Source organism: Mycobacterium colombiense (genome assembly GCF_001672755.1).
In the GTDB taxonomy this organism is placed as follows: Bacteria; Actinomycetota; Actinomycetes; order Mycobacteriales; family Mycobacteriaceae; genus Mycobacterium; species Mycobacterium colombiense_C.
Genome location: NZ_LZKI01000136.1, coordinates 1 through 12,344, shown reverse-complemented (window position 1 = coordinate 12,344; position 12,344 = coordinate 1). Strand labels below are relative to the sequence as shown.

The window sequence follows — 12,344 nt, the reverse complement described above, 5'->3', positions numbered from 1 at the left end:
TGCTAGCCGGCGGCCGTCTCGGGAATCCGCTCGGCCTCGCCGTCGGCCCCGTCGTTACCGCCCTTTTTTAGGCTCGCCGCGTAGATGTCGACGTATTCCTGGCCGGACAGCCCCATCAGCTCGTAGATCACCTCGTCGGTGACGGCCCGCTCGATGAAGCGGTTGCCGGCCAGCCCGTCGAACCGGGAGAAGTCCATCGGCTTGCCGAAGCGGACGGTGACGCGGCCGAAGCGCAGCATGTTCGTCCCGGGCGGGTTGACGACATTGGTGCCGATCATCGCGACGGGGATCACCGGAACATTGGTCTCCAGGGCCAGCCGCGCCAGCCCCGTCTTGCCCTTGTAGAGCCGCCCGTCCGGCGACCGCGTGCCCTCGGGATACATGCCCAGCAACTTGCCCTGACTCAGCACCTGCTGCGCGGTGTTCAGCGCGGCCTGGGCGCTGTCGGCGTCGGTTCGGTCGATCGGCACCTGGCCTACGGCCGTGAAGAACCACCGCTGGAACCAGCCCTTCAATCCGGTGCCGGTGAAATATTCGGACTTGGCCAGGAACGTGATTCGGCGCCGCACCACCAGCGGAAGATAGAAGCTGTCCATCACCGCCAGGTGATTGCTGGCCAGAATCACCGGCCCGGAACTCGGAACGTGCTCTAGGCCTTCAACTTTCGGCCGGCCCAGCAATGACAGCAGCGGGCCGAGGAGCACGTACTTGAACAGCCAGTACCACATGGCCCTCCCTCTCGGCTTTACCGCTGATGTTCAGCGCCAACTGTACCCATCCCCACCCGAACCGACCACCTGCGACGCAGCCCGCTCACTCCTCGAGCGTGACCGGGATGGGCTGATAGCGGGTCCGCGACGCGGTGTCCTGGGTATCGCCCGGCGGCGCGCCGGGCCCGCCGCCGGGCGGGCCGTCCGGCGGTTCCGGCGTCGGCTTGGCGGAGCGGTCCATGTCGTTGACGATGTCGCGGATCACCTCGAGCAGGGCGATGCTGTGGTCGGCGATCGCGGTGAGCAACGGGTGCTGGTCACCGGTCGCCAGCGCGGCCAGCGCGCACACCGGGCACCACACCTGCTGGCACTTGCCGGTGCCCACACCCGCGCCGGCCGTCAGCGCCGCCGCCGCGCGCACCGCGGGGTCGACGCCGTCCAGGATCGTCTGGGCCAGCCTGCGCAGTTCCGGACCGATGTCGGAATGAGCCCCACTCACTTCGGCCACACCTCCGGATCTGGTCGAAAACGCACCGTCAGCTCGCTACCCCGCAGATGTGCGTCCAGCACGGTGCACCGCCGAAGTACTGATGCCAACCTAACCCGGCGCCGCAAACCCCCGGCGCTGATGATCAGATCGTCATCGACGCGGCCCAACGTCAGGGCCGACGGATCGAGTTGCGGCAACGCTAGCCGCATTCGGTAGATGGACCCTAGTCCCGTCCCCGATTCGAGGTCGACGATGGGCCGCAGCGGCCCCGGCGGCGCCGTGCCACCGCGCCGCCGGGCGGCGTCGAGCAGCCCGCTCAGCGCCTTGGGACCGATCGGCTCGCCGGACAGGTGCGGGGTCATCACCAGCGCCAGCTCACCGATGGTGGCGTCGAGTTCGTCGAGCACCCCCTGCTGCTCGACGATGCGCTCGGTGTACCAGTAGAAGGCGGGGTGATCGGGCAGGTTGCGGTACTCGTACGAGTCGTCTTGCAGCAGAACCTGATTCACGATCAGCTCCTCGACGCGCACCCCCATCAGGGCCAGCGAGCCCAGCGTTCGGGCCGCCTCGGCCGCGACCACCCGCTCGGGGGTCAGCACCAGGTGCGCGCTGACCAGATCGCCGTCGGTGAGCAACGTGCTGAGCGACTCCACGCTCGAGCTGATCCGCTCGAGCAGTGCGACCACTGCCGCGGACCGGGCGTCGTCGGCGGTGACGGACAGCCGCCGATGCCGCGGCCACGCCCGCTCGACATACAGCCCGAAGGTGGCGGGCAACGTCAACATCCGCAGGGCATCGGCGGTCGACGCGCAGTCGACCACCACGCGGTCCCATCCCCCCGACCGCGCCAGCTCGCCGACGGCGTACAGACCGAGCACTTCCTGAACGCCCGGTAAGGCCGAAAGTTCTTCGGGCGCAATGGTACCCAGTTCCGAGTCGGGAAAGCGCCGGTCCAGCGTGGCGACGACGTCGTGCCACCGGGCCTCGAGTAGCGCCAGCGTGTCCAATGCCAACGCGTCGAGAAACCCGCCACCGGCCTCCGCCTGCCCGGTTTCGAGGTCGGCGAACACCCGCACCGGTTCGCCCTGACTGGGCGAGACGGTGATGCCCAGGACATCACCCAGCGAGTGCGCCTGGTCGGTGGAGACCACCAGCACTCGCTGCCCGGCGCTCGCGGCGCCGACGGCGGTGGCGCAAGCCAGGGTGGATTTCCCTACCCCGCCTTTGCCGACGAAAAGGCTGATCCGGGCCGGGGCAGGCGCAGCGGACTCACTCAGCCTCGACTCGTTTCTTGAGATCTTTCAGCGCGGTGTCGGTCAACCGGCGCTCGGCCTTGCGCTTGAGCAGGCCGATCATCGGCATGGCCAGATCGACGGAGAGTTCGTAGGTGACCTCGGTGCCGGATCCCTTGGCCGCCAACCGATACGAGCCTTCAAGCGAGCGCAGCAGCGAACTCGACACCAGCGTCCAACTCACCGACTGACGATCCTTGGGCCACTGGTAGGACATCACCATCGTGTCTTTGATCACCGTGGCGTCCATGACGATCCGGGCAACTTTGGGGTAGCCGTCGGCGTCCTTCTCCTGAACCTCGGCTTCCTTGTACTCCGAGATCCACCGCGGGTAGGAATCGATATCCGCGATCACCTGCATCACGGTGGCCGGGTCGGCTTCGATGTAGATGGTTTGCGTCGTCTTCTCCGCCACCTGGTTGCTGCCCTCTCTCCCGCGAACGGATCGACCCCTCCGATGTGGGGGACCCCGCGGGTCTCGGTCCGACACGGTACTCTCTGCGCGGACCTGACCCGGCTAAACTACCGGAGAAACTCCCACCGGACGTGACCGTTCCAGTGTCGTCTTCACCTCGAACGCCATTTTCTTGCCCGCCACCCGACGGCGGTGCGTCATCTTCGCCAGATTCAGCTTGGCCAGCTGCCAGGCCGTCACCCCGGTCGGCTCGGCGTGCAGGAAGTAGTGCAGCACGACGCCGTCCAGCGACGGTTCCAGCCAGATCTCCATGGTCCCGGTCAGCGCGCCGGTGACCGACCAGCGGATGCCCTTCTCCCCGCGATCCTCGACGACCTGCAGCCGCAGGTCCGGCCACCAGCGGCGCCAGCTCGACTGATCGGAGACCGCGGCGCCCACCCGTGCACCGGCGGCGGCGACAAACGTCTCATCCGCGATCTGGATGCTGTTCATGACCACAGCTTCACACACCGGCCCGTCGCGCCCCGCCGAGGGCGGGCCCGACTCGCGGCGGGCAATTACGGTGCCCGCCCGACCGACTTGGCCGTGCTGCGTCAACGCGCGGATTAGGCTGGTGACCAGCAACCCGGCTCCCGGGAATCTTCACGAGGTCAATCGAGGTCATAAGAGTGCGTGAGTACAGCGTCCCCGCCCGCTTTTCCGTCGGCGAACAGGACAACATCGCCGCGATGGTCTTCGAACACGAGCGCGAGGACCCCAACTTCGTCATCTACCAGCGTCAAGTCGACGACGAGTGGACCGACGTCACCTGCGCCGAGGCGGCCACGCAGATCCGCTCCGCCGCATTGGGTTTGATCTCGCTGGGCGTGCAGGCCGGCGACCGGGTGTCCATCTTCTCGGCCACCCGCTACGAATGGGCGATCCTCGACCTGGCGATCCTGTCGGTGGGCGCGGTCACCGTGCCGATCTATGAGACGTCGTCGGCCGAGCAGGTGCGCTGGGTGCTGCAGGACTCCGAGGCGGTGCTGACGTTCGCCGAAACCGACGAGCACGCAGCGATGGTCACCGAGCTGACCGCCGAGCTGCCCGCGCTGCGCCGGGTGCTGCACATCGACGGTTCTGGCCCCAAGGCCCTCGACCAGCTGGTGGAGGCCGGCGCGTCGGTGGAGCCGGCCGAGCTGACCGCCCGCATCGAGGGGCTGCGGGCCGAGGACCCGGCGACGCTCATCTACACCTCGGGCACCACCGGGCGGCCCAAGGGCTGCCAGCTGACGCACTCCAATCTGCTCTATGAGACCAGGGGCGCCAAGGAGAGCCTGCCGACGCTGCTCGACGAGGGGCAGCGGCTGCTGGTCTTCCTGCCGCTGGCGCACGTGCTGGCGCGCTCACTGACGTTGTCCGCGTTCGCCAACAAGGTCACCGTCGGATTCACCAGCGACATCAAGAACCTGGTGCCGCTGTTCGCGGTGTTCAAGCCGACGGTGGTGGTGTCGGTTCCGCGGGTGTTCGAAAAGGTTTACAACACCGCCGAACAGAACGCCTCCAACGACGGCAAGGGTCGGATCTTCGCGGCGGCCGTGCAGACCGCCGTCGACTGGAGCGAGGCGCAGGACCGTGGCCGCCGCGGGCTGGCGCTGCGCGCCAAGCACGCCGTGTTCGACCGGCTGGTGTACACCAAATTGCGCGCCGCGCTGGGCGGCGACTGTCACGCGGCCGTCTCCGGCGGCGCGCCACTGGGCTCGCGGCTGGGCCACTTCTACCGCGGCGTGGGCCTGACCATCCACGAGGGCTACGGCCTGACCGAGACCAGCTCGGCGATCACCGTCAACCAGGTCGGCAACGTCAAGATCGGCACCGTCGGAACGCTGGTGCCCGGCAACAGCATGCGCATCGCCGAGGACGGCGAGCTGCTGGTCCGCGGCGGCGTGGTGTTCAGCGGTTACTGGCGCAACGAGCAGGCCACCGAGGACGCGTTCACCGATGGCTGGTTCAAGACCGGCGACCTGGGCGTGCTCGACGAAGACGGCTTCCTGAAGATCACCGGGCGCAAGAAGGAAATCATCGTGACCGCGGGCGGCAAGAACGTCGCGCCGGCGGTCCTGGAGGACCGGCTGCGCGCCCATCCGTTGATCAGCCAGGCGATGGTCGTCGGGGACAACAAGCCGTTCATCGGCGCGTTGATCACCATCGACCCCGAAGCGTTCGACGGCTGGAAGCAGCGCAACCAGAAGGGCGCCGGGGCGTCGGTGAGCGAGCTGACCACCGATCCCGACCTGGTCGCCGAGGTGGACGCGGCCATCAAGGACGCCAATCAGGCCGTGTCGCACGCGGAGTCGATCCGCAAGTTCCGCATCCTGGCGGTCGATTTCACCGAGGACACCGGCGAACTGACGCCGACGATGAAGGTCAAGCGCAACGTGGTGGCCGAGAAGTTCGCCTCCGACATCGAGGCCATCTACGAGAAGGACTAGCGGGCCCGCTTGCCGGCGCGGTGCGCCGTTCAGTCGAGCAGCGTGCCCAACCGTGCCGCCAGGGTGTCCCAGCGCCACTGGGCCGTCACCCAGTCGCGCCCGGCGGCGCCCATCGCGGCGGCCCGGTCGCGATCGGTCAGCAACTCGGCGACGGCGTCGGCGATCTCGTCCACCTCGCGCCCGTCGACGACCAGCCCGGTCTTGTTGTGCTGCACCGTTTCTGGGGCGCCCCCGGATCTCCCGGCGATCACCGGCACGCCGGTCGCGGACGCCTCGAGGAACACGATGCCCAGCCCCTCGACATCCAGCCCCGCGCCGCGGGTGCGGCACGGCATCGCGAACACGTCGGCCAGCGCGTGGTGCGTGGGCAGCTCCGCGGCCGGTACACCGCCGGTGAAGGTGACATCGTCGGCCACCCCGCATTGGCGGGCCAGAGTGCGCAGCGAGTCCCCGTAGGGGCCGCCGCCGACGATGACCAGGGCGGCGCCGTCGACGCGGCGCCGGATCGACGGCAGGGCCTTGATGAGCATGTCCTGGCCTTTGCGCGGCACCAACCGGGACACGCACACCACGGTGGGCCGCTCCCCCAGCCCGTAGCGGTCACGCAGCTGCGCCCGGCCCGCCGGATCGGGCCGGAACCGGTCGATGTCCACCCCGGACGGCAGGTATTCCAGCGAAGCCTTGGAACCGAAGGCCGGCGCGAACCGCGAACGGGTGTAGCGGCTGACGAAGGTGACCACGTCGGTGTCGTCGCCGATGCGGCGCAGCACCGAGCGCGCGACCGGGAGCATCGACCACCCGACCTCATGGCCGTGTGTGCTCGCCAGCACCCGGCTCGCCCCGGCCCCGCGGGCGCGCTGGGCCAGTAGCGCCAGCGGTGCGGCCGCCCCGAACCAGACGGTGTCGATGCCCTCGTCGGCGATCAGCCGCCGCATCCGGGTGTCGACCGCCGGGCCGGGCAGCATCAGGGTGCCCGGGTGGCGCACCACCCGATAACGGGCGGCCTCGTCATACGCCTCGGCGCCTTTCCATTGCGGCGCGTAGACCGTCAGCGAATGCGGCCCGGCGTCGACCAGCCGTCCGACGAACTCACCGAGGTACGACTGGATGCCGCCCGGGCGGGGCGGAAAGTCGTTGGTTACCAGCAGGACCCGACTCACCTGCGTCAGGCTAGCTTGGCGACGATGCGAACCTTGCACACGGCCTGAGCCGGGCGAGCCGGCCCTAGTGGGTCAGCCACTGCTGCCAGCGCGTGAGCAGGCCCGCCTGGCTGGCGCCCAGCACGTCCTGGCCGGCGGCTGCCATGTCGGCGTGCCTGATGCCGCAGGTGGCCAGGTAGAGATCGCGCAACTTGGGCGGTCCGAAGGTGTCGGCGACGAAGCGGGCGAACCACCAGGCGCGGTCGTAGGCCAGCGAGCGCTGCGCCCCGGGCACGTCGAGGTCGCTGTCGGTGGGCAACGCCATGGGTATCAACGTGTCGGTGGGGACCGGGGCGGGTGGGCGGCCCACGAAGTCGGCCACCCCCTCGGTGAGCCAGCGGGGCGCGTCCGCGACGGTGTCGGCGCGCGCGGCATAGTGAAAAAGCTCGTGGGCCAACACGATTCGCAGCGATGCGGCGCTCATGTTGGCGGCGCCCGGCGCGAACACGATCCGCTGGCCGACGGCGACGCGGCGAACGGGGTCGACACGGTCGACGACCGTCACGGCCGCGATGTCGGCCCACTGGGACGCCGGTCCCCCGCCGGCGGCCGCGCGAAACTCCTCGTCGGTCCCGGCCGCGACCACCGAAATCTCGTGCGGCCAGTCGACGCCCCAGAACGACTCCACCGCGGCGATCGCCGCGCCCATGGTCGAGGCCACCCGGGACAGCAACCGGTCGCTGGCGGCCCCGCCAAGCCCCAGCAGCCGGACGGTGCGGTCACCGACGGTGATCGACTTCGTCGACGCACTGACCTGGCTGCGGGCGGGCGTGACCAGCTGGGCGGGCCGGATCCGGCTTTCGCGCACGGCATCGAACGGTACGGCAGCGGCCACCAACAGCTCGACGACGAATACCCAGGCCAGCAGTATCGGGAGCCGCCGGCGCCGCGGTCGAGGGTCTTTAGTAACGGCGGGCGTCGTAGATCGGGCCGCCGGCGCTCATCGGCGCGACCCGGACCGGCACGCCGTAGGTAGAGGAGTGGATCATCATGCCGTCGCCGATATAGATGCCGGTGTGCGACGCATCGGAGTAGAAGGTCAGCACGTCACCGGGCTGCAGGTCCCCCAGCGAGACGGGCTGGCCGCCGTGGGCCAACGCCTGGCTGGAGTGCGGCAACGAGATGCCGGCCTGCTGGAACGCCCACATCACCAGGCCGGAGCAGTCGAATCCGCCCGGCGCGGAGCCACCCCACACGTAGGGCGAACCGACCTGGGTCAGCGCGGCCTGCACGACGGTGGCGCGATCGCCGCCGCCGACACCGCCGGGCGCCATGCCGGGCAGGCCGGGCATTCCGCCTGCGGGCGGAGCCTCACCCGGCGCCTGTCCGGGAGGCATGCCCGGGGGCGCCGCTTCCGGTGCCGGAGCACCGGGAGGCGGGGCAGGATTGGCCAGCGCGGTGCGCTGGTCGGCAGTTAAAGAAAGGTATTGCGACTTGACCACCGCGATCTGCACCTGCAGCTGGCTCTGCTTGGACTGCAAGCTCGCCCGGACCGCCGCGGCCTGCTCGGCCGCGCTCTTGGCGTCGGCGGCCGACTTGGCGGACTCGCGCTCGGCCTTGGCGGCCTGCTCCCCGGCGATCCGGTAGCTCTTCATCTGGCTGGCCATCTGCGTGGCCATCACCCGCTGCACCGCCAGCTTGTCGATCAGGCCCTGCGGCGAGCCGGCGGTCAGGATGGCCTCCATGCCGTCGACGTGACCACCCATGTAGGTCGCGGCGGCCAGCTTGTTGACCGAGTCCTGATACGACGACAGGTGCGCCTTGGCCGCGTCGACCGCTGCCTGGTCGTCGTTGTGCTTCTTGTCCGCGGCGCGCTGGGCGGCCAGCTTGTCGTTGAGATCGAGCTGGGCGCTGTGCATCGCCTCGGTGGTCTGCTCGGCCTGCCGGGACAGTTGGTTGAGTTTTGCCGTGGCGTCTTCGGCCGGGTCGGCCCACGCGGGGGCGGTCATGACACCGGAGAAGATCGCGAAGCCAGCTAGTGCCCCTATGGCCGAACGTGTGAGGACACGCGCAACCGGGTACCTAGAGTCAAGCCTCAAGATTTGCTTCCTTAAACGGCCATCGACGGACTGATAGGTCGTCGAGCTGGTTTAGGTCTCAAACAGGTTACGAAACGATATCGGCGTTTGTCCAAAGCAAGCGGTTAAGAAATTAGAAAGAATCCTGTCATTTCTATGTGAATCGTTTCGCGTGGCCCGAGGACCTTTGTGGGACAAGGCAATTAGGCTACACCAGAGCCTCGATCCCGACGAATCGGCACGAGACGAAGTCGCGGCGCCAAGCCAACTTCGGCAAGAACTTCCAAAGCCGCCCGTTCATCTTGCAATAAAGTATCCGGAACCCCGAGTATCACGCTGACGACACAGTCGCGGCAGCCGGGGCCGCGCACCGCGCACTCGTCGCAGTCGATCACCACCGGTGTCCCCGGCTCCGGCGGCGTCATGCCGACGTCGGTTGGTCCAGTTCTTGGTGCCATCGGGATCGGTCCTCTCGCTCTGGCTCCGGCAAATCGGGTGGGCGAACATCACGCCGGACTGCCCGAACGGTAACCGCGGGCACCGACAGGTTTCCGTTCTCGCATTACGGCTCCGCGCCCGGCGTGGGAGCCGCGCGGGTGTCGGTCGTCGGCTCTAACGTCACCGCCGTGGCTTCCAGGGGTGCGACTCAGCTGAGCTTCGCCGACGTGGGGACGCCGTTCACGCCCGACGAGCTCTCGCTGCGCGAGACCACCTTCGTCGTGGTCGACCTGGAGACCACCGGCGGCCGCACCAAGGGCACGGCGGGCGCCGTGCCCGACGCCATCACCGAAATCGGGGCGGTCAAGGTGCGCGGCGGCGTGGTGCTCGGCGAGTTCGCCACCCTGGTGGATCCCCAGCGCAGCATCCCGCCGCAGATCGTGCAGCTGACCGGCATCACCACCGCGATGATCTCCGACGCGCCGACCATCGACTCCGTCCTGCCGATGTTCCTGGAGTTCGCCGGCTTGGACTGCGGGGCGGTGCTGGTCGCGCACAACGCCGGGTTCGACATCGGCTTCCTGCGTGCCGCCGCGCAGCGGTGCGACATCGCCTGGCCGCGGCCGCAGGTGCTGTGCACGGTCCGGCTGGCCCGCCGGGTGCTCAGCCGCGAGGAAGCCCCCAGCGTGCGGCTGGCCTCGCTGGCGCGGCTGTTCGCCGTCGCCACCCAGCCCACCCACCGCGCCCTGGACGATGCGCGCGCCACCGTCGACGTCTTGCACGCCCTCATCGAGCGGGTGGGCAACCAGGGCGTGCACAGCTATGCCGACCTGCGCTCCTACCTGCCCGACGTGACGCCCACCCAGCGCCGCAAGCGGGTGCTCGCCGACGGCCTGCCGCGCCGGCCGGGCGTGTACCTGTTCCGCGGGCCGTCGGGCGAGGTGCTCTACATCGGCACCGCCGTCGACCTGCGCCGGCGGGTCAGCCAGTACTTCACCGGCGCCGATCCCCGGGGCCGCATGAAGGAGATGGTCGCGCTGGCGGGCGCGGTCGACCATGTCGAGTGCGCCCACGCGCTGGAGGCCGGCGTGCGCGAGCTGCGGCTGCTGGCCGCGCACGCCCCGCCGTACAACCGGCGGTCCCGGTTCCCGCAGCGCTGGTGGTGGGTGGCGCTCACCGAGGAGGCCTTCCCCCGCCTGGCCGTGGTGCGGGCACCGCGGCACGACCGGGCCGTCGGCCCGTTCCGGGCCCGCACCGACGCCGCCGACACCGCCGCGCTGCTGGCGCGGTTCACCGGGTTACGGACCTGCACCAACCGGCTCGGCCGCTCGGCGCTGCACGGACCGCTGTGCGCCGAGGCGGAGGTGTCGCCGTGCCCGGCCGCGCGCGGCGTCACCGCCACCCAGTACGCCGCCGCCGTCGCGCGGGTCGCGGCGCTGGTCGACGGCGCGGACAACGGCGCGCTGGGGTCGGCCGTGGATCAGGTGGGCGCGCTCGCCGAGCGGCATCACTTCGAGAGCGCCGCGCGCCTGCGCGACCGCACCGTCACCGCGGTCGAGACGCTGTGGCGCGGTCAGCGGCTGCGCGCCCTGGCCGCGCTGCCCGAGCTGATCGCCGCCAAGCCGGCAGGCCCCGATGGGCAAAGTGGCTATCACCTCGCCGTCATCCGCCACGGCCAGCTCGCCGCGGCGGGCAGCGCCCGGCGCGGGGTCCCGCCGATGCCGGTTGTCGAGGCGATTGTTGCTGGGGCACAAGCGATTCTGCCCACACCCGCCCCACTCGGCGGCGCGCTGGTCGAGGAGACCGCGCTCATCGCGCGCTGGTTGACGACGCCCGGGGTGCGCATCGTCCGGGTCGCCGAGGACGGCTGGGCTTCCCCGCTGCGGTCGGCCGGCGCCTGGTCGGCGTGGGCCGCGGCGGCGCGCTCGGCGCGACTGGCCGGCGAGCAGGCGCTGCGGGAATCAGACCTGCTGGCCGAACCGCACCCATCGCGCGAGCAGTTGTTCGGCCGCACCGGAATCGATGGCCTTACAGGCGCGGGCCAACCCGTCCTCCCACGCCGGCAACCATTCAGCGCGGCTGGATAACCCGGCGTGCGCGACGATCGCGCCGGCGGCGTTGAGGACGACGGCGTCGCGCACCGGGCCCTTGCCGCCGGCCAGCACCGCGCGGACCTCTGCCGCGTTGGCCTGGGCGTCACCGCCCAACAAATCGTCGAGATCGGCTCGGGGGAAACCGAATCCGGCCGGATCGAAGGTCAGCTTGTCCACGGTACCCGCCTGCACCCGCCAGATCGTGCTGGTGGTGGTGGTCGTCAGCTCGTCGAGCCCGTCGTCACCGTGCACCACCAGCACGCTGGACCGGCGCGCGGCGAATACCCCGGCCATCACCTCGGAGAGCTCAGCGAACGCGCAGCCGATCAATCCTGCCCGCGGCCGCGCCGGATTGGTAAGCGGCCCAAGGAGATTGAACACCGTCGGCACGCCGATCTCGCGGCGTACCGCGGAGGTGTGCCGGTAGGACGGGTGGAACAGCGGCGCGAAGCAGAACCCGATGCCGACCTCGGCGAGGCTGCGTGCGACCTGTTCGGGGCCGAGGTCGATGCGGATGCCGAGCGCCTCGAGCGTGTCGGCGCCGCCGGACAACGACGAGGCCGCGCGGTTGCCGTGTTTGACCACCGGCACGCCCGCGGCCGCGGCCACGAGCGACGCCATCGTGGACAGGTTCACGGTGTTGGCACCGTCGCCACCGGTGCCGACGATGTCGACGGTGTCGCCGCGGATGGCACCGGGGGGCATCGGCAGCGCGTGCTTGAGCATGACGTCGGCCAGCTCGATGACTTCGGCCGAGGTGGGAACCTTCACCTGCATCGCCACCGCGAACGCCGCGATCTGGGCGGGGCTCGCGTCGCCGGCCATGATCCGGTCCATGGCCCAGGCGGCCTGCCCGCGCGCCAGGTTCTGCCCCCCGGTCAAACGGGACAGGATCCGCGGCCACGAGGTTGCGGGTGCGCCGGACGGCCCGCCCACAGACGGAGCCTTAGATGACAAAGCCACGCGCCGATGGTCCCACGACGACCACACCTGCCCCAACCGTCTCCGCGAGCGGCCCGCTGCGCACCCGCGCGCGACGCGCCAGACACCAAATGCCGCCCCGGGTGGAGTTCAACAACTACAAAGCGTCATACTTGCGGATGTGACCAGCGCTGCCGGGACTTCGGGTACTGCAATTACGTCGCGAATAGGCCAGCAAAGAACATCAGCTCGCTGGACAGCCAAACGATGGTGCCGACGCTGACCATGTTGGGTCGG

Annotated in this window: 11 protein-coding genes and 2 pseudogenes; 2 read left to right on the top strand and 11 right to left on the bottom strand. The window is 69.8% G+C overall.

Features of this window, described 5'->3' with window-relative positions:
* Positions 1-2 precede the first annotated feature (2 nt).
* The 5 genes from A5708_RS19350 to A5708_RS19330 form a co-directional block, all read right to left on the bottom strand.
* Positions 3-728, bottom strand: coding sequence for a lysophospholipid acyltransferase family protein (locus A5708_RS19350; RefSeq protein ID WP_065030169.1), 726 nt, complete (start codon positions 726-728; stop codon positions 3-5).
* A gap of 85 nt (positions 729-813) precedes the next feature.
* Positions 814-1,209 (bottom strand): hypothetical protein, encoded by a 396-nt coding sequence (locus A5708_RS19345; RefSeq protein WP_065030184.1) that lies wholly within the window; start codon positions 1,207-1,209, stop codon positions 814-816.
* The gene (locus A5708_RS19340) at positions 1,206-2,477 is read right to left on the bottom strand and encodes an ArsA family ATPase (RefSeq protein ID WP_155766083.1); all 1,272 of its coding nucleotides are present in this window, start codon (positions 2,475-2,477) and stop codon (positions 1,206-1,208) included. The genes A5708_RS19345 and A5708_RS19340 overlap by 4 nt, the downstream gene beginning before the upstream one ends.
* On the bottom strand, positions 2,470-2,907 hold the full coding sequence (locus A5708_RS19335) for an SRPBCC family protein (protein WP_065030167.1): 438 nt from the start codon (positions 2,905-2,907) through the stop codon (positions 2,470-2,472). Before A5708_RS19335 ends, A5708_RS19340 begins: the two co-directional genes overlap by 8 nt.
* A 102-nt stretch (positions 2,908-3,009) precedes the next feature.
* Positions 3,010-3,399 (bottom strand): polyketide cyclase / dehydrase and lipid transport, encoded by a 390-nt coding sequence (locus A5708_RS19330; protein ID WP_065030183.1) that lies wholly within the window; start codon positions 3,397-3,399, stop codon positions 3,010-3,012.
* A 176-nt stretch (positions 3,400-3,575) separates the two neighbouring features.
* Here A5708_RS19330 and A5708_RS19325 point away from each other — a divergent pair, with 176 nt between their 5' ends.
* A complete protein-coding gene (locus tag A5708_RS19325; protein WP_065030166.1) occupies positions 3,576-5,378 on the top strand; it encodes an AMP-dependent synthetase/ligase in 1,803 nt (600 codons plus the stop codon).
* 29 nt (positions 5,379-5,407) lie between these two features.
* Here the strand turns inward: A5708_RS19325 and pimB are convergent, their stop codons facing one another.
* The 4 genes from pimB to A5708_RS26385 form a co-directional block, all read right to left on the bottom strand.
* A complete protein-coding gene (gene pimB / locus A5708_RS19320; protein WP_065030165.1) occupies positions 5,408-6,538 on the bottom strand; it encodes a GDP-mannose-dependent alpha-(1-6)-phosphatidylinositol monomannoside mannosyltransferase in 1,131 nt (376 codons plus the stop codon).
* 64 nt (positions 6,539-6,602) lie between these two features.
* Positions 6,603-7,445 (bottom strand): DUF4157 domain-containing protein, encoded by an 843-nt coding sequence (locus tag A5708_RS19315; protein WP_231117958.1) that lies wholly within the window; start codon positions 7,443-7,445, stop codon positions 6,603-6,605.
* A 34-nt stretch (positions 7,446-7,479) separates the two neighbouring features.
* On the bottom strand, positions 7,480-8,616 hold the full coding sequence (ripC, locus tag A5708_RS19310; RefSeq protein ID WP_065030163.1) for a peptidoglycan hydrolase RipC: 1,137 nt from the start codon (positions 8,614-8,616) through the stop codon (positions 7,480-7,482).
* Positions 8,617-8,798: 182 nt separating this feature from the next.
* Complete coding sequence (locus A5708_RS26385) at positions 8,799-9,053, bottom strand: hypothetical protein (RefSeq protein ID WP_196772682.1); 255 nt, start codon at positions 9,051-9,053, stop codon at positions 8,799-8,801.
* Positions 9,054-9,176: 123 nt separating this feature from the next.
* On the opposite strand from A5708_RS26385, the pseudogene A5708_RS19305 reads away from it, so the two are divergent.
* Positions 9,177-11,057, top strand: a pseudogene (locus A5708_RS19305) (DEDD exonuclease domain-containing protein); the annotation flags it as partial.
* Here A5708_RS19305 and trpD read toward each other — a convergent pair.
* Together trpD and A5708_RS27275 are read right to left on the bottom strand one after the other, a co-directional pair.
* Positions 10,995-12,089, bottom strand: a complete 1,095-nt coding sequence (gene trpD / locus A5708_RS27625) for an anthranilate phosphoribosyltransferase (protein ID WP_231117957.1) — start codon at positions 12,087-12,089, stop codon at positions 10,995-10,997. The pseudogene A5708_RS19305 and the gene trpD overlap by 63 nt on opposite strands.
* Before the next feature lie 179 nt (positions 12,090-12,268).
* Positions 12,269-12,344: pseudogene (locus A5708_RS27275) on the bottom strand (cytochrome B); the annotation flags it as partial.